General features: G+C 35.9%; 25 protein-coding genes and 1 other RNA gene. 11 read left to right on the forward strand and 15 right to left on the reverse strand.

Features of this window, described 5'->3' with window-relative positions; genetic code table 11:
- The first annotated feature begins 15 nt into the window (after positions 1-15).
- The 3 genes from WC644_00825 to WC644_00835 all read left to right on the forward strand — a co-directional run bounded on the left by WC644_00825 (position 16) and on the right by WC644_00835 (position 2,327).
- A complete protein-coding gene (locus WC644_00825) occupies positions 16-1,242 on the forward strand; it encodes a CHASE2 domain-containing protein (GenBank protein ID MFA5010471.1) in 1,227 nt (408 codons plus the stop codon).
- 19 nt (positions 1,243-1,261) lie between these two features.
- Positions 1,262-2,083: a hypothetical protein gene (locus tag WC644_00830; protein ID MFA5010472.1), complete on the forward strand. Its 822-nt coding sequence runs from the start codon at positions 1,262-1,264 to the stop codon at positions 2,081-2,083.
- A 70-nt stretch (positions 2,084-2,153) separates the two neighbouring features.
- Positions 2,154-2,327, forward strand: coding sequence for a hypothetical protein (locus WC644_00835; protein ID MFA5010473.1), 174 nt, complete (start codon positions 2,154-2,156; stop codon positions 2,325-2,327).
- Positions 2,328-2,444: 117 nt separating this feature from the next.
- Here the strand turns inward: WC644_00835 and WC644_00840 are convergent, their stop codons facing one another.
- A complete protein-coding gene (locus WC644_00840; protein MFA5010474.1) occupies positions 2,445-5,219 on the reverse strand; it encodes a glycosyl hydrolase in 2,775 nt (924 codons plus the stop codon).
- A 166-nt stretch (positions 5,220-5,385) separates the two neighbouring features.
- On the opposite strand from WC644_00840, the gene WC644_00845 reads away from it, so the two are divergent.
- Complete coding sequence (locus tag WC644_00845) at positions 5,386-6,402, forward strand: glycosyltransferase family 9 protein (protein ID MFA5010475.1); 1,017 nt, start codon at positions 5,386-5,388, stop codon at positions 6,400-6,402.
- Between the two features lie 3 nt (positions 6,403-6,405).
- On the opposite strand, the gene WC644_00850 is transcribed toward WC644_00845, so the two are convergent.
- On the reverse strand, positions 6,406-7,224 hold the full coding sequence (locus WC644_00850) for a glycosyltransferase (GenBank protein MFA5010476.1): 819 nt from the start codon (positions 7,222-7,224) through the stop codon (positions 6,406-6,408).
- 259 nt (positions 7,225-7,483) lie between these two features.
- Positions 7,484-8,110, reverse strand: a complete 627-nt coding sequence (locus WC644_00855; GenBank protein MFA5010477.1) for a hypothetical protein — start codon at positions 8,108-8,110, stop codon at positions 7,484-7,486.
- Between the two features lie 352 nt (positions 8,111-8,462).
- On the opposite strand from WC644_00855, the gene WC644_00860 reads away from it, so the two are divergent.
- The 5 genes from WC644_00860 (at position 8,463) to WC644_00880 (ending at position 12,767) form a co-directional block, all read left to right on the forward strand.
- Positions 8,463-9,776 (forward strand): LptF/LptG family permease, encoded by a 1,314-nt coding sequence (locus WC644_00860; GenBank protein ID MFA5010478.1) that lies wholly within the window; start codon positions 8,463-8,465, stop codon positions 9,774-9,776.
- Positions 9,777-9,787: 11 nt separating this feature from the next.
- An RNA gene (gene ffs, locus WC644_00865) (signal recognition particle sRNA small type) lies at positions 9,788-9,884 on the forward strand.
- A 20-nt stretch (positions 9,885-9,904) separates the two neighbouring features.
- Complete coding sequence (locus WC644_00870) at positions 9,905-10,912, forward strand: Gfo/Idh/MocA family oxidoreductase (protein ID MFA5010479.1); 1,008 nt, start codon at positions 9,905-9,907, stop codon at positions 10,910-10,912.
- Between the two features lie 40 nt (positions 10,913-10,952).
- The gene (locus WC644_00875; protein MFA5010480.1) at positions 10,953-11,666 is read left to right on the forward strand and encodes a response regulator; all 714 of its coding nucleotides are present in this window, start codon (positions 10,953-10,955) and stop codon (positions 11,664-11,666) included.
- Between the two features lie 21 nt (positions 11,667-11,687).
- Complete coding sequence (locus tag WC644_00880) at positions 11,688-12,767, forward strand: ATP-binding protein (protein ID MFA5010481.1); 1,080 nt, start codon at positions 11,688-11,690, stop codon at positions 12,765-12,767.
- Between the two features lie 6 nt (positions 12,768-12,773).
- Here the strand turns inward: WC644_00880 and WC644_00885 are convergent, their stop codons facing one another.
- Genes WC644_00885 through WC644_00895 form a run of 3 tightly spaced genes read right to left on the reverse strand, consistent with a single transcriptional unit; the run spans position 12,774 to position 15,733 of the window.
- Complete coding sequence (locus tag WC644_00885) at positions 12,774-13,802, reverse strand: aldo/keto reductase (protein ID MFA5010482.1); 1,029 nt, start codon at positions 13,800-13,802, stop codon at positions 12,774-12,776.
- Positions 13,803-13,862: 60 nt separating this feature from the next.
- On the reverse strand, positions 13,863-15,092 hold the full coding sequence (locus tag WC644_00890) for a phospholipase D-like domain-containing protein (protein ID MFA5010483.1): 1,230 nt from the start codon (positions 15,090-15,092) through the stop codon (positions 13,863-13,865).
- Positions 15,093-15,097: 5 nt separating this feature from the next.
- Positions 15,098-15,733 carry a phosphatase PAP2-related protein gene (locus WC644_00895; protein MFA5010484.1) on the reverse strand — a complete coding sequence of 212 codons (636 nt, stop codon included), beginning with the start codon at positions 15,731-15,733 and terminating at the stop codon, positions 15,098-15,100.
- 144 nt (positions 15,734-15,877) lie between these two features.
- Here WC644_00895 and dnaG point away from each other — a divergent pair, with 144 nt between their 5' ends.
- Positions 15,878-17,782: a DNA primase gene (gene dnaG, locus WC644_00900; GenBank protein ID MFA5010485.1), complete on the forward strand. Its 1,905-nt coding sequence runs from the start codon at positions 15,878-15,880 to the stop codon at positions 17,780-17,782.
- 696 nt (positions 17,783-18,478) lie between these two features.
- On the opposite strand, the gene WC644_00905 is transcribed toward dnaG, so the two are convergent.
- From WC644_00905 to cysS, 8 genes are read right to left on the reverse strand one after another with little or no spacing between them, the layout of a single operon-like run.
- Positions 18,479-18,925, reverse strand: a complete 447-nt coding sequence (locus WC644_00905; GenBank protein MFA5010486.1) for a DUF4870 domain-containing protein — start codon at positions 18,923-18,925, stop codon at positions 18,479-18,481.
- A 14-nt stretch (positions 18,926-18,939) separates the two neighbouring features.
- Complete coding sequence (tatA, locus tag WC644_00910; protein ID MFA5010487.1) at positions 18,940-19,137, reverse strand: twin-arginine translocase TatA/TatE family subunit; 198 nt, start codon at positions 19,135-19,137, stop codon at positions 18,940-18,942.
- Positions 19,138-19,160: 23 nt separating this feature from the next.
- Complete coding sequence (gene purQ / locus WC644_00915) at positions 19,161-19,832, reverse strand: phosphoribosylformylglycinamidine synthase subunit PurQ (protein ID MFA5010488.1); 672 nt, start codon at positions 19,830-19,832, stop codon at positions 19,161-19,163.
- On the reverse strand, positions 19,833-20,087 hold the full coding sequence (gene purS / locus WC644_00920) for a phosphoribosylformylglycinamidine synthase subunit PurS (GenBank protein ID MFA5010489.1): 255 nt from the start codon (positions 20,085-20,087) through the stop codon (positions 19,833-19,835).
- Between the two features lie 9 nt (positions 20,088-20,096).
- Positions 20,097-20,906, reverse strand: coding sequence for a hypothetical protein (locus WC644_00925; GenBank protein ID MFA5010490.1), 810 nt, complete (start codon positions 20,904-20,906; stop codon positions 20,097-20,099).
- Positions 20,903-21,493 (reverse strand): sigma-70 family RNA polymerase sigma factor, encoded by a 591-nt coding sequence (locus WC644_00930; GenBank protein ID MFA5010491.1) that lies wholly within the window; start codon positions 21,491-21,493, stop codon positions 20,903-20,905. Before WC644_00930 ends, WC644_00925 begins: the two co-directional genes overlap by 4 nt.
- 45 nt (positions 21,494-21,538) lie before the next feature.
- Positions 21,539-22,606 (reverse strand): DNA polymerase III subunit delta, encoded by a 1,068-nt coding sequence (gene holA / locus WC644_00935; GenBank protein MFA5010492.1) that lies wholly within the window; start codon positions 22,604-22,606, stop codon positions 21,539-21,541.
- Between the two features lie 5 nt (positions 22,607-22,611).
- The gene (cysS, locus tag WC644_00940; GenBank protein MFA5010493.1) at positions 22,612-24,027 is read right to left on the reverse strand and encodes a cysteine--tRNA ligase; all 1,416 of its coding nucleotides are present in this window, start codon (positions 24,025-24,027) and stop codon (positions 22,612-22,614) included.
- A 45-nt stretch (positions 24,028-24,072) separates the two neighbouring features.
- Here cysS and WC644_00945 point away from each other — a divergent pair, with 45 nt between their 5' ends.
- Positions 24,073-24,249: a hypothetical protein gene (locus WC644_00945; protein ID MFA5010494.1), complete on the forward strand. Its 177-nt coding sequence runs from the start codon at positions 24,073-24,075 to the stop codon at positions 24,247-24,249.
- A gap of 8 nt (positions 24,250-24,257) precedes the next feature.
- Here WC644_00945 and tnpA read toward each other — a convergent pair whose 3' ends face one another.
- A complete protein-coding gene (tnpA, locus tag WC644_00950; GenBank protein MFA5010495.1) occupies positions 24,258-24,707 on the reverse strand; it encodes an IS200/IS605 family transposase in 450 nt (149 codons plus the stop codon).
- Positions 24,708-25,071 lie beyond the last annotated feature (364 nt).

Below are 25,071 nucleotides of genomic sequence, written 5' to 3' on the forward strand. Positions count from 1 at the left end.
AACGAATTATTAAAAATGTCAAGATTTAATGTACTGAAAATTTTTAAGAATAAGAGACGATTCAGGTTAATTGTTGCAAGTATTCTTCATGCTCTGTTTCTTGTTGCTGTAACACTCTGGTTACTTCAGAAAAATTATACATATGGAGATGAAAAGTTTGTTATACGCTGGAGCTCAATAATAAAGAAAATGGTCTTTAAAATAGATGATAAACCACCAAGGAACGATCTTCTCTTTATAAACACATCCTATGACAACATGCTTATTGACAGACTTGATGATGACGGATTCTCTGTGGGAAATCAGGTTATAACTGACAGGGAAAAGCTTTCGAGACTGTTTGAAATAATGAAAAATAATAACTCAAACCATAAATACGTAATCTGTGATATTTTCTTTAAAGACCCATCTCCTTATGACTCTTCTCTGAACGAAAATATTATGAAATTAAAGAATATTATAATACCTTATCATATCAGTTCAGATAGCGAAATTCAGGAGCCGCTTTTTAAAATCAATAAGGGCTTTTCAGACTACAACATTATCGAAGGTTCTTTCCTGAAATACTCACTGATTCAGTTGGATTCACTTCCGAGCCTTCCTCTTAAAATGTATATGGATTTATATAATGCAAGTTTTTCAGGTAAGGGAATTATATGTCTAATGAACGGAAAACCGGCATTCAATACAGTGATTATTGATTTCAAGGTAAGATATTATGATATACGAGAAGACATGTCCCCAGAGCCGTATCCTTATGTAAACCTTGGAGAGTTTATGTCTCTTCCAGATTCTGTAATTGCTAAAACAATTAAAGACAGGATAGTAATAATAGGTGATTTGCAGGAAAGAGACATGCATCAGACTTTAATTGGTACGATGCCGGGATCTATAATACTGTTAAACGTTTTTCTTACTTTAAAAGAGTCTGAAAATCTCATTAAACCGTTGTTTCTGGCTATATTGTTTTTAACTTATTTTCTTATTTCACTTGATGTTTTTTCCGACAAAAATATACTTGAGCGAAAATACATCAGAATGCTTTCACAGAATCGTATTGGTAAATTTTTTGTCAAACTTTTTAAGTATATTTCTTATCTGATTATTGCATCGGTTATTATTTACATATTGTATAATATTCATTTAAATATTTTAATAATTGCATTATACTTTAATTTTATTGATTCTCTTTTAATTAAAATACGAAACAAACAAAAGGCAAAATTTGAAGCCGGCATATAGAATCATTATATTTTAAATTATGAAAAATAAAATAATAATATTACTGATATTTGTTTTTCTTGTTTCTTCTATTCTTTTGAAGGGACAGGATTGCTACATAATAATGAAGATAAAAGGAACTATTGTACTTGAGAGTACAGGTCAGGTTCTTCAGAAAGACGACCAGATATGCGGAAATGATAATGTCATTTTCAAAACAGCGGATGCTGTAGCTATTGTACACAGTACTTCAAAAGGGAAGTACACACTTAGAGCTAATAAAAACAGAACCAGTGAAATTGAGGAGGTAATCATAAGTACTGTGTCAACAGTATTATCAAAAAACACGGCAAATCTCTCAACTCTCGATACAAGAAGTTCAGATAATCCCCTGATTGATGACTTCGGAACTTCATTTTGCGTTATAGATAATTATGAACTCTATTTAGATGAAGATAAGTATCCCTCAGGGAAAGACTATTACTTTATGATTTGTTTTATCTACAATGATTCCCCAATTGAAACAAAACTTGAAAATAACAATAACGTTGTTTACTTGAACAAGGAAATCATATTTAAACCATTATCAAAAGATGCAGAACTGACTAAATTAGAAAATGTTTCGTTGTATTATTGCAGCAATAAAAACCCGGATAAGCCCCTATTAATTAACGCCTTTGACTTATCGTTCCCTGATGAAAGGATACTTAAAGATGAACTTTCCAATTATATAATGCTGCTAAGAACATCAGGAAAAACAGAAGAGGATATTCAGGAAGAGCTGATAGAGTACATGTTTGATGTTTATGGAAGTGTTAACAATGAAAACTTTCTTAAGTGGGTAAATGAGAACGTAAAATAAATAAACCTGTTTTTCCGAAAGAGATTATGAACCTGAATAATTTTGATTTAACTAATAAAATTAGATACTTTTGACTGAGATACTAATTATAAGACCGCAAAGCATACAACTGGGTGATACTATTTGTTCACTCCCTATGTTCAAAGCACTGAAGAATAAATATCCTGATTCTTATAAAACATTTATAGGATGTCCGACTAATTATAACATTAATCTAAAGAAACTGAAACGGTATATAGATTAATTTATAATATTCGGAAAGATAACATCGAGACAGTTTTCTTAAATGGTAAAAGGATAATGTAAAATAAAACCCCCTTTTCTCGTTAAAGAATAAGGGGCAATAATTACTTGTTATTATTTATTTTAAAAGAATAATCTTTTTAGATGCAGCGAAACTGCCAGCTTGTATCCTGTAAACATACATACCGCTTGACAAACCTGCTGCGTTAAAATCAACAGTATATGTTCCTGTTTTCAGTTCCTGATTTACAAGAGTTCTCATTTTCCGTCCGAGAATGTCAAAAACTTCAAGCCTTACTAATCCGCTTTTCGGAAGTTCAAATTTTATAGTAGTTGCAGGATTAAAAGGATTTGGATATGCATCGTAAAGTTTAAACTGATTTGGTGTCACAGTACCGATATTATTTATGCCGACACTTGCATACATCCTTGTTAGAATTCCGTAGAATACATTTGATTTTGAAGTCCCGTCATCAAAATTTCCTGCAAATCCTCTGTAATTCTGGAAGTTTGCGTATGCGAGCTGCGGTACTGCAATTGCCTGCACAGGAATATTGTAGGTCATAACAGGCCATATTGCAATATTTTGAGTCGTAAATAATGTTAAATCCTGAAAGAGTGTTGATGGTTGATTGTTTGTATAAACTTTATTCCATACTTCAGATGCATAATTAAAGTCCCACATCTTTTCTATGAACGGGACAAACGGAAGCATATGCACGCCATAAATATATCTTGGAATATTACCGTATGTATTGCTTATAACAAGGCTATGCCATAAATTACCGACAACAAGATGTTTCGAGTTATAATCAGAATACGCAGGGTTCGTGCTTTGAAATGTTCTATAATATTTTCTAAATGCTCGTATTTCTGATGCAAGCATAAGCTTGCCAGTATTTTTTAGGTTATCATTTCCCATCGCAAGCCCGAAAAGATACATTCCATAATATGCCGTGGCTGCTTCACTCACGCTTTCCTGGTCTCTGCCAGCTCCCTGTGTCTGCACTCCGTTCATCCATGAGTTGCCGTCATACCAGTCTTTATGTCTATGCATTGGAAAGTAAGGGTCCTTAGTAGAGGCAGACGGAGAGGCAGGATTCCCTATATCCCTGCAAAGAGCAAGTACTTTGTTGAAATAGTCATTTCCATTATCGGAAAATAAATTCGGTTTCTTTTTAGCAACAACAGCCGCTGCATAGATCACATAACCATAATGAAATGCATGGTCATTGTATCTGGCATTTCCAAAATCAAAATTATACACAAGGGGGTCGCTATTATCCATAGCAACATAAGAAAGATACGAGATAATTCCTCCGTATCGGTTATCCCAAATCAGCTTGTTATTCTGTCCTCCAGACCAAGAAGGGGGAGGAGGATTCCATGTCAGATTTGTACCGTCAACCCATTTTTTAATAAAATTAAAAACAGTATCTCTCGCCGCCGATGAAAGGATTGTCAGAGTATCTTTTCTCCAGTTACCAGGATCCGAAACTTGATACCTCTCTATAAGTTCGTCGGCAATAACAATCACCCTTGCCATTCTGGTAATATTCTTTCCAAATCCATAAGGAGAGGTAGTAGGTTGATTTGTACCGTTTGGAATCTGATATTTAGCGCCCACGGTTGTATCAAAATCTGCTTTTAAATGAAAGTAAAGTGAATCATACCATTTTGTTGTATTGTTAGGAACATTCGTCAGATTACCTGCGGCTCCATACCATGAGTAATCAGGTATCATATTTTCTATCATGTTCCAAGTTTTACCGTAGACCTCCTTCATGTCGCCTCTCATGGTTTTGAACTTTAGTGTGTTTGAAGTAGCATTTGTGAGCATATCCTGATGATGAGGCAGTGACATCATAAGAAGTGAGTCACTATTGCTATTTGTAATAAAGTTAAAATTAAAATTGAATTTTGTAGTATCTGATGTAACAGAAGAAGAAATTTTTCCGCTTAAAGGTATATATTTAGAATATCTGTCGAGCAGATCGAGCCTTGCGGATGAATCTGCGGCATTCGGATCTGCATTCTGAGTTGTAACATATGCTATTCTTAAGTATCCGGTAAAAGGATTGGAGCATGTAATTTCTCCAGGTAGAAAAGAAAGCGTAACATCACTCGTTGAGTAAAGAACAAAAAGCTGCTTATTTGAACCAGCTCCCGCCAAATAGATCTTAAATCTGTTACCCGTTATAACAGTAGCCGGAGAAGCCTGTATTGGATTTCCATTAACAGAAAGCATTGAATTATATGGGGTGTAAAACAATGGCCTCAAGTTTTGATATTTCATAGTATAATAAGGCATACCTCTAACAACCGGACACTCCATGTAACCTGACCCTGCAGACCATCTGAATGTTGCGGATAAGTCATCATAATTATAAAGTGCTCCTTTTGTAATCAATGCACTGTCCAGTGTGCCGAAATAATAATAAACTGAGGACAACCAGTTGACCTGATTTGTCGTATCAGCCGGATTCCAACTCCAGTTAAAGAACTGATGGTCAGGGGTTACATATCCGAATCCGAAGAGTTTGGTGTTTGTAATTTCTCCTGATGATTTATAGGCGGCTATCATATAAGGAAAAGGGAATATCTTTTCCGCACCTACATCCTGCCTGCCCGGTACGTAGTTGAAAGACGGAAATGTACCCTGCTTCATTATTGCATTTGCAAACCATGCATTCGTCGGATATGGAAATTTTAACGAGTCATACATGTATGTCAGCGGAATTTTGTTCTGAACGGCACTTCCGAGCGTAGCAAGATAAGGCTGTGACGTCGAGAAAGGCTGTCCGTAGTTCCATTGCGAATATGAATCTTGATTAAGTACCAAAACGGAAATCATTGTTAAGATGACAAAGAATAGAAGTTGTTTTGCTCTCATTGTTTGTTTTTTGTGGTTTATAATTAATCCGTTATTTCAGACATAACTTATTAATTTAACAATAATTCTTAATAATAGTAATTACTTTTCATGTAAACATCACATCAATAATATCATTTATTTTATATTGTAATAGTTTTAAATTAATTTAATAAACTTAGAATTATTGACTGAAATATTAATAATAAGACCGCAAAGCATTCAACTTGGAGACACAATATGCTCCTTACCAATGTTCAAAGCTTTGAAGACTGAATATCCCGACTCATACATTACGTTTATCGGCTGTCCAACGAATTACAAAGTAGACCTCAGGAAACTTAATCCATATATAGACGAATTTACGGTATTCAGAAAGGATAACCTCAAAGTTGTATACTATTTCTTTAAATACCTGAGGAAGAAGAAATATGATTTGATAATTGTACCAACAACTATAAGAATTTCTTCGACATCGTACATTATTGCCGCACTCGCAAGAGGAAAAAAGAAAATAGGATTTGCAAGAGTTGATGAAAAGAAAAACAGGCTTAGATTTGTTCTTGACGTAAAAATTGAAACCAAATGGAAGCGTGACGGAACGAATCAGGTGTTTCGGTTTCTTGACAGCGTGAAGCCGCTTGGATGTGATATTTCAATTGACGAGATAAAGCTGATGAGAATAGATCTCAGTGAGGAGGATGTAGCATTCGGCAGCGCATTCGCTGCGGCAAATTTCCCCGATAAGAGCAGACTTGTTTTTGGATTTCATCCTGGCGCAGGAAAAGTTTCTTATATATGGGATGTTAACAACTTTTTTGAGCTTATAAAGAAATCTTACGAAAAGTATAATCCTTATATATTAGTTACTTCGGGTATTCTGGATAAAGATATTACGGAAAATCTTGTATTAAAGCTAAGGGAGTCAAATATCCCCTACATATACAATAAAGACATGGATGTTTACGGACTTGCCTCCATATTAAAACATGTTAACGCGTATGTTACGAGTAATACAGGTGTTATGCACCTCGCTGCATTCGCGGGGACTAACACAGTTTCTGTATTCCATAAAGGAGAAGCAAAAGAATGGCAACCGCTTTATAATAATTCTGTTTGTGTGGAATCAAGGACTGACAGCATCAATGGAGTAACAATGGAAGAAGTGTTTGAAAAAATTACTGGATTTAATTTTGAAAAATAACACCTAAGCTTTTATAATACCGTTTGTACAATAAAATTCCTTCTTAAGCTTTACGTTATTATGGAAGTAATCGTAATTAGTATTGCTTTCGGCTGTTTTAGGATGATACATATGAAAAGCCACAGCGAGATTTCTCACGGACTTAAATTCTGCATCAATAAGTCTAAGGCGATGTTCAACGTCGGAATCCTCACCTATGCCCGGTCCAACATAATTTTCATCAAATCCATTTATTTTATAAAGCAGCTCTTTTGAAACAGAAAAGTTACACCCCACTATGCGCATGTTTCTGCCAATAACTTTTCGGATGGTTTTGTTCTTTAGAATAATACCCTCTTCGGCTGTTGAAACGGGGTTGTTAAATCCTATAGATTTTCCGAGTGCTTTAATATAAAATCTATCAAAAGAATCTGATACAACCAGTTCTTCGTTTAATTCATCAGAAAGTTTCTTATTTAAATGCACTCTTCTGCCCACAAGAACAAGGTTCTCTCCAGAATTTTCGTAATGTGCTTTGATGAAATCTTTATGAGGGATGCAGTCGCTATCGAGAAATATTAAATAGCGGCTGTTTGAGGAAGCAACAGCTTTATTAAGTATTTTATTCTTCCGGAACCCAAGGTCTTCCTGTGTAATATATTTAATACTGTAATTAGCTTGGCTCTTATAATTACGGACAAAACTTTCCATTTCCTCTCCCGAGCCGTCGTCAGCAATAATAACATCAAAGTCTTTATGAGATTGTCTTGACAAAGCTGAAAGCAAAATTCCAAGTTCTCGTACCTTTTTATAAACCGATAATATTAATGTGATAGATTTCATAATCATTAAAAATTACATCATTTATGTGTAAAAGAAAATATACTTTTAATAATTACGAATGCCTATTTACTGTAACTTTATCCTCCTTATCATTGTTGAACACAAAACTCATATAATCATAAATATGCTTGGAAAGTTTTTTGATAGAAGTCTGAAAATTGTAGAGAATGTCGGTAATAAATTACCGGCTCCCTCGATACTGTTTAAATCTTAAATTTAAATTATCGAAAATATTATTTTTAATTATCCATAACTGTCATTAATTATCCATATTGTATGAAATATTCAGACCGATAGAGTATATATTGCGAGGATAGTCATGATTCCAATTAAAAATAAATTTGTTATCCAGACCTGCGGAAAAAGATTTTGAAAATTTATAATTTACTCGGAGTGAAACAATATTCTCTAAATATAATTGAGTCAGATAGAAATAACCGACACTGGTAGAAGTGAAAAGTATATCCCGAACGATATCGAAACCTACGCCAAGTGCAGCTTGAAAGGCAATACCACCATCACTTTTATTAAAGAGTCCATACACGCCCAGGTCTATATAGAAAATGTATACAGTGTTTATGTTAAAATCGAGTGATGTATAAAATATATTTTTGTTATCATCGTAACGCATAAGTCCTGATGAGAGAGTAAAATAACTATCTTGAGTAATACTCTTAACTAAAGTTTTCGTTGCATTGATAACAGTGTCCTTTTGTTTTAAAGTGTCCACCTGAAGAGTATCACCAATTCTATTTAGTAAAAGGCCATTAATCTCTTTAATCTGGAAATCGGAAGTTATATTTTTAGAAATGCTTTTAAGCGACTGTGAAAATATAGATGATGTTGAGATGAATATAATAACGAATAATATTATGTGTTTTTTCATAATTAGAACTACAAGTCGATGATTAACAAAATGTTTGTTTGATTTTGATTGGAAGTGGTTCGGATTCCATAATTCGATTCTGTGTTTTTTATGAGCCGTTATGGCTGCTTCGCTAATTGCGATTTGTTCATAATGAAATTTGAAATAATTTTATTCAAGGACATCTCTAAAAACATCATTTCTTAACTGTTTAATAATATAACTTGGTGCATTTTCTATTAAGATACAATACCCTTTTAAGCTGCTGATAAGTGCAAACTTTTTTCAATTTAATTGGTCAGTTCAAATATGGACTCTCTCAATATAGTGAATTTGTCTGTTTTATGATTTTCAATTTTAATATTTTCATTAGTTGATAATCTATAAATACATACTTAAAGCTCATGCAGGACCGTTCGTCTTTTCATTAATGACGCTGATGTTTCTATTTCTGTTTCAGTTCCTTATAAAATCAATCGATCAGCTTGTAGGCAAAGGTCTTAGTCTTTGGATAATCATACAGCTTATTTCTCTGAACCTTGCGTGGATGGTAACACTTGCAGTACCTATGGCTGTCCTTGTTTCAACGCTCATGGCTTTTGGAGGACTTTCGTCTGCGAATGAAATTACCATTATGAAAGCAGGCGGAATTAGTCTGAAGAAACTTATGATACCCGTGATGCTGCTTGCTCTTGTTGTGACATATTTGATGATTCTTTTTAATAACGATGTGCTCCCCGAGGCAAACCATCAGGCAAGAATACTACTTCAGGATATTTCAAAAACAAAGCCTACTTTTATACTCGAAGCAGGCAAATTTTCAGATGACATCGGCGGTGCAAGGATACTCGTAAAGAAGACTTTTGAAAACAGCAACAACATTGAAGGTGTTTTTATATACGATTATTCAAGTCCGGAAACAAGGAATGTGATTTCCGCAGAATCAGGAGATATAAGTTTCACGAGTGATTTTAAGTATATTATTATGAACCTAAGAAACGGAGAGATTCATCAAACTAATTTAAGAGACTTAACAAAAGATTACAGATTAGTCAAATTTCAGGAACACCGGATTACGCTCGATGCTGCCGGATTTGGGTTCCAAAGGTCGAACGATAACGCATTCTCAAGGGGCGACAGAGAGCTTTCTTCAAAAGCAATGAACGTTATGGTGGATAGCCTAAGAATATTTAAGAACAAGAACAGAGATTATTTCATCGAAGAAATCAGAAATGCCGTAAAAAGAATCGCAGGCATACAATATAAAGATACTGTTTACAAAGAAATCACTGAATCGGGAATGAGGTCAAGCAACAAGGATTCTATTATGGTGTTAATGAGTATAATAAAATCAAAGAAAGACATGTATGAAAATCAACTTCAATCGATATCGGCAATACAAAAACAGATTGATTCTTACGATGTAGAGATTTACAAGAAATACTCAATTCCGTTCGCATGTCTTGTATTTGCTCTTATCGGCGCACCACTGGGATACAGAGTTAAACGCGGAGGATTCGGTATTGCCGCAGGGTTTTCGCTTTTCTTTTTCCTGCTTTACTGGGCATCGCTTATCGGCGGTGAGAAACTGGCAGACAGGGCTATGTTAAGTCCTTTTCTTGGCATGTGGCTGGTTAATATTTTACTTGGATTGTTCGGATTGTATTTAATGTTTAAATCATCTTGAGTATATTGTTTTGTCAAGCCCCGAACAATATGATGTTGCCCAACCCGGTCAGGTCAGGAATGAAGCAGCCGTAAGTAACCAGTATGTGATTCGGGTGTCTTGACATTTTTAATATAAACTTCAATTATATGGAAAAAACCAAATTAGCAGTAATAGGTCTTGGAAGCATTTCACAGGTAATGCATCTGCCGATATTAAACAAGATTAAAGAGGCAGAATTGACAGCAATTTGCGATAAAAATAATTCAAAGTTTAAAAACATTTCAAAAAAGTACAGCGGGGCAAAAGCATATAAAGATGTAAGTTTACTGCTTCATGAAAATCCTGATATTGATGGAGTTGTCATTGCAACTCGCACAGACGACCACATGGAAACAGCTATAAAATGCATTGAAGCGGGAAAGCATATATTGGTCGAAAAACCAATCGGTCTTAATGCAGTTGAAGCAGCTAAGATTGTTGAAGCCGGAGAAAAAAACAAGAAAATTGTAATGGTAGGTATGAACAACAGATTCAGAACCGATGCGATGTTAGAAAAAAGCTTTGTCAGGGCGAAAGAATTAGGGGATATATTTTATGTAAAGACAGGATGGTTAAGGTCTCAAAGCTCAAACGAAAAGTGGTTCATGAACATGGAAAAAGCAGGCGGAGGTGTATTTGTAGATAATGGAATAGCAATGCTTGATCTTGGTATGTGGATGCTTGGTTTTCCTGACGTAAAAAGCGTATCTGCAATCAATTATTACCATAACTCGAAAACAGTTGAGGACTCCAATTTTACGCTCGTGAAATTCAAGAACGGTTCAACTCTTACCATAGAAGTAAGCTGGAGTTTATTAAGAAACGGTGAGTTTTTCTATTGTAATGTTTTCGGAACTAACGGAAGCGGATCTATAAATCCATTGAGAATTCACAAAAAGGTAAATAAACAAATGTTTGATATGACCCCGAAAAATATCAAGCACAATCCTGCGATATTCAAGTCAAGTTATGAAAATGAACTAAAGTATTTTATCGGGTCTATAAGAGGTACTCATACACCCATTTCCACAGGAAAAGAAGCTTTGGTTGTGATGGAGGTCGCAGACGCGGTTTATAAATCGGCTTCTGCGGATAAAGAGGTAATATTTAAATAACATTAAGATAACTATTTCTTAACATAGAAGGGTTACGTTTATGAAAAAACGTAAAATGAATTTTAAGATACTGGTCGTTGACGACGAAAAAGACATTGTAGATCTGCTTAAATACAACCTCGAAAAGGAAAAAGAATTCGAAGTAATTACCGCACTAAACGGCAAAGAGGCTCTTTCAAACGTAACCGAAAATAAACCTGACCTTATTCTGTTAGATATTATGATGCCTGAAATAAACGGTTTTGAGGTGTGTAAGAGATTAAAGAGCAACGCAGCGACATCCAAAATTCCGATAATATTCCTTACTGCAAAAGAGAATGAGATAGATGAAATAATAGGGCTTGAGCTTGGAGCAGATGATTACATTCAAAAACCTATCTCGCCGAGAAAAGTTATCGCAAGAGTAAAGTCTGTTATCAGAAGAACGTATGCCGAAGAAGAGAAAACTATAAAGACTGATGAGTACATAAAGTTTAAAAATCTGCAGATAGATTCAGTTTCTCATATAGTAAAGATTGACAGCGAAGAAGTGTTCTTTCCAAAGAAGGAATTTCAACTCCTTCATTTCCTCCTTTCAAACAGGGGTAAGGTACTATCCAGAGAAGTGTTATTAAACCAGATATGGGGCGAAAACATCTACGTTGTAGATAGAACTATAGATGTACACGTTGCAAAAGTAAGGGAAAAACTTGGTGAATATGCTGATTACATAGAAACGATAAAAGGTCTCGGATACAGGTTTAACGCTGAATAAATATTTTATACTGACCCATAATTGAAAAAGATAATATCATTCCATAACTACCTGCCGCTGATTATTGCAATCGAATCTGTTTCGCTTATGCTGCTCTATGGCAGAATTGATACAGTATCTTTTTCAATTACCTCTGCAACTTTTATCATTATAACCATTGCTCACATTTATCTGCATGCAAGGTCAAAGACAGAGCGTACAGATTTCTTCGGTAAATATTCAAAACTGCTAATGTCCGATGAAGAAACTCATGCATTAAACAACTATGAAGCAAAGATATCTAAAGTGAACAACATAGTAGAAGAAATGAATTCAAGTTTTGATAAACTGTCCGCGAATGATGAGTTTAAAGAAATATTCAACAGCTTTTCTCTTATTATTAACCGGCTTCTTGACGAGCTGAACACGGCGAAAATATTTAAAGTAAACAGGAATGAGTTTCTTGGCAATGTTGCACATGAACTTCGTACACCAATTTTTGCAATACAGCTTTCGCTTGAAACGCTTGCTGACGGCGCTATAAACGATACCTCTGTGAACAAAGATTTTCTTGAAAAAGCAAAAAGGCAATCGACAAGACTGAAGGAATTAGTTGATGACCTGATTCATATTTCTAAATTAGAAGAAGGCATGAAACTGAGCAAGAGATATTTTTCAATCAATCAGCTTATTAAGGATACGATTAATGAATTGAGCGAAATTACAAAGAGAAAGAGCATAAACTTATTGTTTGAGACAGAAATTAAAGATGTCTCTGTTGTGTTTGCCGATGCAGAGAGAATCAAGCAGGTATTAATAAATCTAATTGATAACTCTTCCAAATACACACTTGAAAACGGCAACATAACTATATCTACAAAGCACGTTGACAAATGCGTGTATGTATCAGTAGAAGATACAGGACTTGGCATACCAAAAGAAGATTTACCAAGAATATTCGAAAGGTTCTACAGGGTTGACAAGACACGGTCGCGCGATATGGGAGGAAGCGGACTTGGTTTATCAATCGTAAAACACATACTTGAGCTTCATAACAGTCAGGTTAAAGTCGAAAGCGAACCCGGAAAAGGAACAAAATTCGAGTTTAACCTGCCTGTATAATTTCTGTTACTTTATAATTCTGTCTTTCATTCCCGAATATCCGTTTATAGTCATCGGTGCACTCAAAAGAAAGTCGTGCGGAAATCCGTATTCAATACTGCTGACTTCATCAAGTTTTTGAATAATATCTTCTGACAGTTTAACATCGAGGCATTTCATGTTTTCAATAAGCTGAGTGTCTGTTCTTGAACCGACTATAGGAATAAAAAGCCCTTTCTTCTGTCTGACCCAGTTAAGAGCAATAACGGTACCGGGTATTCCTGTCTCATTGCTTATCTTCTTAACTTCTTTTGCTATATTTGTATTTCTCTCGTTAAGTCTGGCACTGCCCTCTTTAATTCTTTTAGGTGATTTATCATCATTCGTAAGATATTTTCCGCTCAGCGCACCTCCTCCGAGAGTACCCCATGGAGTTACTGCGAGTTCAAAATGATTTGCCATAGGAATTAGGTCGCGTTCAGCACCACGCTGAAAAAGGGAATACTCAATCTGCAATGCGACTACTTTAGCCCATCCGCGGATATCAGCCATAGTATTAGCACTTGATACAACCCAGGCGGGAGTATCGGAAATACCTATGTATAAAACTTTACCTGAAGATACAAGGTCGTCAAATCCTCTCATAACTTCATCTATCGGTGTAAGGTAATCCCATGCATGAAGCCATAACAAATCAATGTAATCAGTATTGAGTCTTTTCAAAGAATCCTCAACTGAATTCATCATGCTTTTTCTGCTGTTGCCCGAAGCATTTAAGTTGCCGGGACTTCCCGGATTTTTAAGCGTGTATTTAGTCGCGAGCACATAGTAGTCCCGCTGATGGGATATAAATTCGCCAGTATATTTTTCGCTTGTTCCTTCATTGTAAAGGTTAGCGCAATCAAGGAAATTGCCGCCCGCATTTACGAAAGCATCAAACACTTTCTTGGAGTCCTTCTTTTCAGTTCCGAATCCCCACTCAGTACCGAAAGTCATTGTTCCGAGGCAGAGTTCCGAAATTCTTAATCCTGATTTGCCGAGTAATCTGTAGTTCATATATTGATTTTAATGTATGCTTTTAAAATAATTGTAACAAATAAGGCGTGGAATAAATTCTTAATCCCTTTTTACTGATTTATATTCTTTGTTAACATCAACCATCCCGGCATAGCCGCTGTTCCAGACTCGCATAAATACACTTTCGAGATCTTCTCTTACTTTTCGGTTATCGATTATGAACGTAGCATTACGGCATTCGTAAAAATAGCTGCGTTCAAAGTTTGCAGTGCTTATCCATGAATACTTATCACTTACCATCATCTTGCAATGCTGGACGCGGGAATAAGGTATAAATCCATCGCTGTATTGTGGTATAGTTGAAAGCTTAACTTCGATTCCATTTACCTTTGAAAGTTCTTTAATCCGGTCAATTGCATCCTTTTTTATAGCCCAGTCAGAGAAAATAATTTTAACATCGACTCCCCTCTCAGCCGCTCTTCTGATTTCGTCGTCTATTGTTGTGAAAGGAGAATCTTTACTCTTGCCTTTTGTAGAATATGAAAAATAGTTGATATAAAGTTTGTCCTTTGCATTTCGAATAAATCTAACAAGTTCTGTTTCTTCTTTTGCAAACCCTTTGTTGACAAGGTCATTAGGACTGAATGCGGGATACAGTTTCACTTTGCCGTAGTCAAGTGTGTGAAGAGTTCGTTTATTCTTATAAGTGTAAATCCTCTTAGACGATTTAGATTTCAACTGTTTAATGTTTAGGTCAGAATAATCATCGCAAAGCTGCCAGTCAGTTTCAAAGATTCTCATAAACATTACTGCAAGGTTTTTATCTTTAACCCTCACGCCGAGTTCGTGTATGTGTTTTAAAGCGCGGTAATCAAAGTTCTGGCTTCCGAGAAAGAGGTCTTCTTTGTCAACGACAAAATACTTTGCATGCATTACTCCGCCTGCAATTTTTCCAAATGGAATTTTCTTCAGGAAAATATTCGGAATATTTCTGAACACTTTATCGCTTTCCGGATATCTGCTATAGAAGTTTTCGTCGATAATAATTCTAACCTGTACTCCCCTATTTGCGGCAACAATAATTTCGTTTATAACTAATTCAAGAGGTTCGCCCTTTTCATTTGCGATGTAGAATGTTTCCATGTCAATAGACTTCTTTGCAGACTTTATCATTTCAATCCAGACATCTGTTGTACGGGGTAATTTAGACTCTTCGAGAACTGTTTCCACAGGAACAGATTCCACAATCTGGAAAATGGATTGTGCACGAACGAATACTGTAAACAGAAGAAATAACAGAACGAGTAAAAAATGTTTTCTTATGTACATTGTGTTTATAATTGTGATTTCGGAAACAACTTTGTATTTAAATGAAGAATTATTCTGTAGCAACCGTAAGCAACGAATGGAGCGACAAAGACATCGATTGAATAATGAACTTTCTGAAGAATAACAAATGAACCCACAAGAAATGTATTTACAAGGTACACGTACTTCAGCCAGCGTTTATGTGTTACCAGAAAAATCATGAAGAGAGTTGAAGTATGACCTGAAAAGAAAAGGTCTTTAGTGATTTTTGTACCTGTGCCAATGACAAATACCAGAGGGTCATTAAGGTCTATAGTGCCAACAGGCGTCTCGAGAGGAACAACGTACATCATAGCCATGCGGACAAGAACGAGTAATGAGTATGTCTGTAGTGCAACAATTAAATCGTTCGGATGATTAACAGCGAGATACAACATACATGTCAATATTGAAAGATATATCAGGGCAAAAACCGGTATGTTCAAATCGACAGCATTAAACCAATAGAATACGGGGTCATCGAGTACTACTCCCGGGCGACCTTCGACATAAGCAATAAACTTTGCGAGCGAGGATACACATAAAATTAGTACAATAATCGTGATAATAAGAATCAGTGCTGAATTTTTCTGTTTGAAGTATGCGTTCCAATTATTTATCATAAAAACTTAAATTTAGTGATGAATAAATTAACTAAACGCTTTTAAGAATAAAATGAAGTAATGTTAATATTCACAGTATAATTTCCTTCAGTCAAAACAAGTTTCTGTATATTAACAAAAAATCAAATTAAGTATATTTTAAAAATGAAGATACCCGATGAAATATTTGAAGAGATACTAAGGTCAAACGACATTGTTGACGTAATTTCATCATACTTACAGCTCAGACGCAGAGGAAAATCCTTTTTGGGGCTTTGCCCCTTTCATCCCGACAAGAATCCTTCGCTGAACGTATCGCAGGATAAGCAACTTTACCACTGTTTTTCATGCAAGGCGGGCGGGAATGTTATCACGTTTGTTCAGGAGTATGAAAAAATCACTCCAATGGAAGCAGTTGAAAAACTTGCACAGAGGGTTGGAATAACACTTGGAAAGTTTTCATCAAGACCCGACATCTCAAATGAAATTACAAAACTTTTTGACATTAATCAAAGAGCAGCGAAATATTTTCATGAAAGCCTGATGACAGTTGGCGAGCAGGAAAAGGAAATGGTATGGGACTACCTCGACAAACGGGGGCTTGACAGGAGCATCATCACGAAATTCGGAATCGGTTATGCACGCAGCAGCTGGCATTCGCTCGAAAACTACTTTATAGAAGAAGGAGTTTACACACATTCAGATCTTGAACTTGCAGGGCTTGTAATCAGGTCGGAGAAAGATTTTAAGTATCACGACAGGTTCAGAGGCAGACTAATATTTCCCATCTTCAACGAAAGCGGCAAGGTTATCGGATTTGGAGGCAGAATTCTTAAGGGTGATGACGACACTGCAAAGTACATAAACTCACCTGAGACGAGAATTTATTATAAAAGTAAAACGCTTTACGGGCTTAACTTTGCTAAGGACAGCATACGCTCGAACGATTCTGTAATACTTGTTGAAGGATACATGGATGTTGTTTCGCTATATCAATCTGAAGTTACAAATGTTGTTGCATCGAGCGGAACGGCTTTGACAGAAGAACAGATAAGTTTGATTTCCAGATACACAAAGAATGTCATTCTTCTGTACGACTCTGACTTGGCGGGCATCAAAGCGGCGAAGAGAGGGATTGAACTTATACTTGACAAAGGATTAAACATTAAAGTAGTAACGCTTCCGGACGGAGAGGACCCAGATTCATTCGTAAAGACTCACGGTAAAGCAGCATTTGAAAGAGAAATTGAAAAGAGCCAATCGATAGTTTCTTTCATCAGTTCGATTTACGAGAGAGAAGGAAAACTTTCAACACCGGAAGAGAAATCTGACTTCGTGAAAGAAATAATTCAGTACATTGTGAGAATGCCAGACAGAATAAAAGGCATGTTTTACATAAAGGAACTTGCAGAAAAATACAAACTGTATGAATCCGATATGAGGGACGAGTACAACAGAGCAGCAAAGAAGTACAAGCAGACACAGTTTCCTAAATCTTCGGTAGTTATTCCAGAAAGAAAATCATACGGAAAGAGAGAAGGCGACAGAAGACCGCCGCAGGCAGAGATTGAATTTGTAAATATGTTTGTTAGAGGAGATTTTAAAAACCCAACATACTTAAAGGGTGTAAATTATCTTGTTGACAACGTTTACATAGATTACATATCAAACAAGATAATACTGAAAACCGTAGAAATGCTTCTCGACGTTTGGCACAACGAAGAGAAGATAGATGTTGCGATACTCATATCAACTATTGAAGACGAAGAAATAAAAGCTCTTTTATTAAGCCAGACAAAACAGAAATACGAAATAATACCAACAGAGCATTTGCCGCCAGACAGCATTTTATCTATAGTTGAACGGACACCGATCGATTACCAGAAAATGGCAAAGGATATAATCAACATGCTGAAACTGAACAGTGTTAACAGGAAAATCAGGGAGTCGATTAAGAAATCAAGCAGTATTGAAGAGAACAGGGAACTACTCGACGAGAAGAAAAAAGTTATCAGGAAAAGTGAAAAAACAAATTCACAAGAAAAAAGAAAGCCTGAAAAGAATAAATAGGTTATTACCACACAAATTTCACAAAAAATAAACCTCGCTGAATTGCTTTATTTTTTGTTAAAACTTGAAACCCAAATGAGACTAATTTGAGACCAAGGAGAGACTAATCAGGGTACAAGGTAATCGAAAGGTTAAGAAAAAACTATAACTTCAGATTTAAAGGCATTTTTATCACCAAAGCACTAAAACCACCAAAAGGAAATTTTTGACCATTTTCTATGTGTGCCCTTCTACTATTAATCACAACAAAAACGGAAATTTGGACACGAAAAATGTAGGAAAAATTTTTGCACTATGGATTTATACAAGAAAACAAGCCGGATTTAAAGGGTAAAAATTTCTACACTAAAAAACGGTGTCCAAATTACAAAAAATGTTGTGATTAATAGTAGGAGGGGCATAAGAGAAGTTGATAGTTGATTGTTGTTAGTTTACAGTCCCAATTATGAAAATGGAATCACGGAATGAGAAAACTTGGGAGTACGATGGAACATTAAAGTTTGCTTCACGTGTATTGCGGATTTGTGCATCTTAAAGTCTAAAATGAAGGACATGAACTGTAATGCCTTCCTAAGCCTGAGCTTGGGAAGGAGAGATAATATTAACATTTATTGAGAATTTTCAGATAGAATATGTGATAAGATTCCCTGCAGGAGCATCAGGGAATGACAAGTTTAATCGAGATTTTCTTTTTGTTTAGCTGCCGTAAACCTTTTTGTAGATTATGTTGCCGATTATTGGGATTTTGGTGTAGGCGCCGTGGTAGGATTTTACTGCGAGATAGATTTCGTAGCCCATAGCACCGAATAAGGAAATAAAAATCAATCCGTAAAATAAAACTATGAAAAGAATTAATGCTATAGATAATTCCCCCGAGCCGGATGTTGATGTTGCTGTAATAAGTCCGAATCCAAGACCAATAAATATTATGAGAAGAGCGAAAATACAAATAAGGAAAACAAGAAGGACAACGTAAGCTATTTGAAAGAATATTGATTGTAGAGCATGGTAACGAATAAAGCGTGATTTATCTTTCTGTGTTGCCCAGAGGATAATGGGGAGTATAATTCCGCCGAAAAGCAGAGACAGATGCGAGAGCATTGCCATTAATCTTTCTTCGTTAGAGAGGTTTTCCTGCTGCATGGAAACTGAAAGAACTATTCGGTTTTCTTTTCAGGTTTAACTTCTGTATTTGCGGCTTCAGTTATATCTTTTTCAATATCGGTCGTTGCTTTTTTGAATTCTTTAACGCCTTTTCCGATACCCTGCATAAGTTCAGGAATTTTCTTAGCGCCAAAAAGAACAAGAACGACTACGATTATTAATATTATTTCAGGTGTTCCAAGACCGAACATTTTAATACTCCGTTTTTAAATTTTTAAATAACACTTTCCGCTATGCCCTGCAGAAGCCTTACTCCGTCCGTACCGCCAACATTCGGGTCGGAGGCTCTTTCGGGATGAGGCATCATGCCCATAACATTACGGTTAAGGTTTTGAATACCCGCTATGTTATAGACAGAACCATTCGGGTTTTCATTGTACGTAAACAATATCTGGTTGTTACCTATCAATCCTGCGAGGGTATCTTCACTGCAGAAATAATTACCTTCGCCGTGAGCAATAGGAATGCTTATATTTTCCTTAATCCCGTACTTGTAGGTAAAAATACTCTTATTATTTTCCACTTTCAAGGACACAGATTTGCAAATAAACTTCAGGTTTTCGTTTTTGAGAAGTGCACCCGGAAGCAATCCTGATTCGCATAGTATTTGGAAGCCATTGCAGATACCGATTACTATACCGCCGTTGTTAGCAAATCTAACGACATCCTGCATAATAGAAGAGAAACGGGAGATAGCACCGCAGCGAAGATAATCGCCGTAAGAAAATCCGCCAGGGAGAAGGATTATATTTCTATCGCCAACATTTCCTTCTTTATGCCAGAGGAATTTAGTATCAACTCCTACTATATCCTTGAATACATGGTATGCGTCATGGTCGCAGTTTGAACCGGGGAATACGACAACGCCGACTTTTGCTTTTGACATCTACTCTCCGTCTTTAAAAATTTCGAAGGAATAGTCTTCCATGACGGGGTTAGCAAGAAGTTTTTTACATGCTTCTTCAGTAATAGTATTTGCCTGAAATTCATCAGGAACATCAATCTTAAGTTCAATATATTTACCGATACGTGTATCAACGATATTACCGTAACCGAGTGATTTAAGAGAGTGTTCAACTGCTTTGCCCTGAGGGTCGAGAATGGTTTTTCTTAGGGTAATCAATATCCTTGCTGTGTACATTATAGTAAGTTAATTATCAATAATTTTCTGCTTAAGTTTTTCAAGGATTTCTTTTGTTAAATTTTTCGACATCTTTTTCTTTACGTCTTCTTTTGCTTTGATTCCAGTATTTTTGTCAATATCGGATTTAATCTTATCGTTATCCTTAATCAAAGGTGCGGAAATTTTCTTATCCGGCTCGACACCTTTGTTATTATTCTCAATGCGTGATTCTTCTTTAATCATAGACTTTTCGACGGCTTTATCTATTTCTCCAGGAGGGTTTCCGTTTTTTTTGACTTCATTCCCTTTTTCGGGAGGAGTAGTTTCTTTTCTGGAATCGATTACATTAACCTTTGAAGGAGCTTCTGTTTTTGGCGAGCGCAGAATGTATGTCTCGTTATAGCCTTTATTAATTTCTTTCTTTTCCGGACTTGGAGACTTTCCTATTTCGAGGTCGTTGACTAAATCCTTTCCGGGGATACTGCTTTTTGTAGTTTCCTTCGTCAGAGCATCAGAAGAAGCGGGAAGTTTTTCGTTGCTCAAGGATAATTCAGATGTCTGCTTTTTCATGTCACCTGTATTAAAGACAGATAAGTAAATAGACAGCACAACGATTCCGATAACAGCAAGAGATACTGCGGGAATTGTCCATGCGAGAGATTTTTTGCCGAAAAGAATATCCCAAAGCCCGTTTTTGCCAGGTTTAGACTTAACGGAAAGAGGTTCAAGCAAATTAATCCTCCTTAAGAGTTCACTCTCGAATCCGTCGCGCGCTTTAATGCGCGGCAGTTTTTTGAGTTTTTCTCTCAGGTCAATATGTTGTTCGTCTTTATTCACTTTTCATTGTAAGGATAAATATCGCTTAAAATTTTCTTTAGTTTTTCTCTACCGCGGTTAATCCTTGATTTCACTGTTCCCATAGGCAAACCTGTTATTTTCATAATTTCTTCATATTCAAGGTCTTCAATATCCCTCAGAATAATAATGTTCTTAAAATCTTCATCAAGCGAATTAATTGCCTGTTGAATATGATAGTTCTCAATACCTGCGTTTGCTGTTTCTTCAGGAGTGAAACCTTTATCAGTGAGTTCATAGTCCTTATCATTCTCGGGGTCGAAGTCGCTTAAAGAAATTGTACTCATTTTGCTTTTTTTCTTAGCATTTGTTTTTGCTGTATTAACAGCAATAGTATAGAACCACGTTGAAAACTTTGCAATCTCTTTGTACAAATGCTTCGAGCGATAAACTTTAACAAAAGTATCCTGTGCCAGGTCTTCCGCTTCTTCCCTGCTGCCTGTGTACCTATAAAGAAAGTTTACAACTTTATTCTTATACCTGAATACAATTTCATTGAACGCATTGACGTCATCATTTTGAAACATCAGAATAAGTTCTTCGTCGGTATTACTCCTGTATTCCGGCAATATATAATATTTTACTTAAGTAAATGATATTTTGTTCCTAATATATTAAAGATTCACAAGGTTATGAATAAGATTGTTAATAACCAGTCTTTTATCTTTCTCCGAAAATTTTAAGGTTTTATCAGTTTGATAAATATAATCAAAAGCTCTTTGAATTTTAAGTTCATTCACGCCTGACATGTAGTTTTTATACAGATTGTACATTTTCGGACCCTCTTTGTACAATTTGAGCTCTTTATACAGGTTGAAACCCTCGGACATATTCTTTAAAATGGGGTCCTGAAGTTTATGAATGTTGATGAACAGATTATTCATGTAACCGACAAACCTAAGCTCGACCTCTTTAGATGAATCGGTCTGTTTTCCGCTCATGTTGTTGTAAATTTCTATGGCTTTTTCAAAGTTTCGGTTAAGAATAGCTTCGAAAAGGTTTTGTTCGGTAAAATCTTTTGTCATACCAACGCAAAGATTAACATCCTTTATCGTAATTTTTTCCGAATCCATGCAGAAGGTTTTGAGCTTTTCAATTTCAGTGAATATTTCGTCGTAAGAAGGATTTACAAATTGCAGAAGGTGGATTAGTGCATCCTCATCGACCTCGTAACCTTTAAGCTGATCGCGGCACCATTCGAGCAGTTCCGATTGTGTATCTTTTGAAACTACATAAATCTGTATACCAGTATTTTCAAACTCTTCAAAGTTAGAGAAAGTGAATTCCTTATCTGCGTTTAGAAGAATAAGCAGATTATCAGGATTCGGATTTTTGAGATAATTAAGAAAACCTGTTTTTGCATCTTTCTGCATACCCCTTGTGCCTGTTTTTTTGACTATCCTATATATGATTATTTTTTTCTCGGACAGGAAACTCAGGTTCGAGCATTCATTAATAACTTCTTCGATTGAAGTTTCATCCGAGAAAAATGTTTTAAGGTTTTCTCTGGGATTATATTTCTTCCCGATAAATTCTGCTGCAAGGTCGGAAATGATTTCTTTGATAAGAACCTTTTCGGAAAGAAACAGAAGCATAGCCGGGGGCGGCGATTTCAGGATTTTGTTCCTGAAAGCTCTGTAAGTTACGGAATATTTCGATCCCTGGTTGTTAGCTTTTGCCATTATGTCTATAACTTTTTAATATCAAATTCACCGCCTTTTTTATCGAGAAGTTCGTATCCAAGTTCTTTTATCTGCCGGCGGATATCATCGGCAAGTTTGAAATCTTTATTTAATTTTGCTTCTTTGCGTTTGTTAGCAAGTTCTGTGATTTCAGAAGGTATATCGCTGATTGCTTCTGCTTCAAGTTTATCCAGATCAAGACCAAGTATTTTATTGAAGTCGTTAACAAGAAATATTTTTTCATTGGGATTTAATTTATCATCTTTCATAACTTCCCATGTCAATGCGAGACCTTCAGATATGTTAAGGTCGTCATTTATGCTTTTCGTAAATTTATCAATGTAATTGATTACATTCTCATTTGAATCCGTGATTTCAATATTACTTGTGTTCGTTTTTATTTCTTTAATTTTATTTTTAAGATTTTGAAATCCGTTGCGGGCTGCATCAAGATTATCGAAAGAGAATTTAATTTTCTTTCTGTAATGAGTCATTAGCAGGAAGTACCTGTAGTCAAGGGGTGAATAACCTTTATTAATAAGTGTCGGCAGACGGAGGAATTCGCCAGCTGATTTTGACATCTTACCTTTCTCTTCGATGAGAAATTCGCCATGGAGCCAATAGTTCACAAACTTTTCGCCCGTGCATGCCTCTGCCTGTGCGATTTCGTTTGTATGGTGAATCGGTATATGGTCAACACCGCCGCAATGAATGTCAAAGTGTTTTCCAAGAAATTTTATGCTCATAGCAGAGCATTCAATATGCCAGCCGGGGAATCCTTTACCAAACGGAGATTCCCATTCCATCTGACGTTTCTGGTCTTTAGGAGAAAACTTCCAGAGAGCAAAATCGGTTTTACTTTTCTTTTCATCTGAGAAAGCAATTCTTTTTCCTTCTTCGAGACCTTCTACGTCGAGCAGAGCCATTTTGCCGTAATCGGGAAACTTGCTTGTATCGAAATAAACTCCATCGTTGGTAGTGTATGTATAGCCTTTTTTATCGAGGCACTCAACCATTTCAATCTGTTCTTTAATAAAGTCAGTTGCCTTGCAATAAACTGAAGGAGGAAGAATGTTTAGAAGTTGAATATCTTTCCTGAAAGCATCAGCGTAGAATTCGGCAATTTCCCATACGGTTTTTCCCTCGCGTGCAGAGCCCTTTTCCATCTTGTCTTCGCCCTCATCGTCATCGGAAACAAGATGTCCGACGTCGGTTATGTTCATGACGTGGGTTACGTCATATCCATTGTAGAGGAGAACTCTTTTAAGAATGTCTTCGAAGAAGTAAGCCCTAAGGTTTCCTATATGTGCAAAATTATAAACCGTAGGACCGCAGCAATACATACCTACTTTACCTTGCTCGATAGGGATAAACTCCTCTTTGGTACGTGAGAGAGTATTGTAAAGAAATAGTTTGTTCATTTTATAAATTACAACTTATTGCAGTGAAATTAAATTCAAATTGGAATGACGGAAAGGCATGAGAGGATATATGATAACAGGAGAGGAAAAGAGATATACAAAGCACAACAAACTGATTTTAAAACCTCGAAGAGGTTTAATATGAGTAACCCCCGACAAAGGTCGGGGGTATTTACTAATATTGACAACCCTGAAGTCCTGCCTGCAGCAGGCAGGGGTTAAACAAAACCTTACTTCATAAGATATTTCTCATTATACTCTATTCCATTATCAACAAGAAACTTTTTGTATTCGTCAAAGAAGTTAATCTTCTTATGGTGTTCCTTCTGATTTTTTATGTATGCTATAACGATATCCTTTTCCTTGATAGATATTGTTATTGCTGCATAACCTTCTGACCATCCTTTAAAGTCATTAAAATCAGTACTCTTCTTCAGCCACAAAGAACTCGCAACTTTTATATCCTTTACTAAGACCTCAAGTGGTACTGAAGGAGGCAGGTCGCAAAGCAAATGAATATGATCCTCTACACCATTAATTCTAAACAGATGGCAGTTATGGTTTTTAACTATCCCCCAAATATATTTATAGAGTTCAGCTGAGTGCGAATCGGTAAGTGTTTTTTGACGACCTTTAGTACCGAATACAATATGATAGAAAATTTGTCTGTAGCTGCTCATAAGTGTAATTGGTTTTTGGTGTAAAATATTTTATTTTGGTTTTATATTCAACCCCTTCGGGGTTGGATTTTTGTTTTACTTTCCCCCGGCTTCGCCGGGGGTTATTCATATTAAACCCTTTCAGGGTTTCTTTGAGAGGTGCTTCTTTAAAACCTTGCAGGAGGGTTTTGAGAGGTGCTTCTTTAAAACCTTGCAGGGGGTTTGTGAGAGGGGCTTTTTTAAAACCTTGCAGGGGGTTTGTGAGAGGGGCTTTATTAAAACCTTTTAGATGTCTTATAAAGTTGTTAAGATTATTATTTTTAGCAATTATTATTAAAATGGATTTTTATATATTGTTAAACTTTTGTTTATTAAAATTCGTATT

It is taken from the genome of Ignavibacteria bacterium, assembly GCA_041649015.1.
Taxonomy (GTDB): domain Bacteria; phylum Bacteroidota; class Ignavibacteria; order Tepidaquicellales; family Tepidaquicellaceae; genus CAIKZJ01.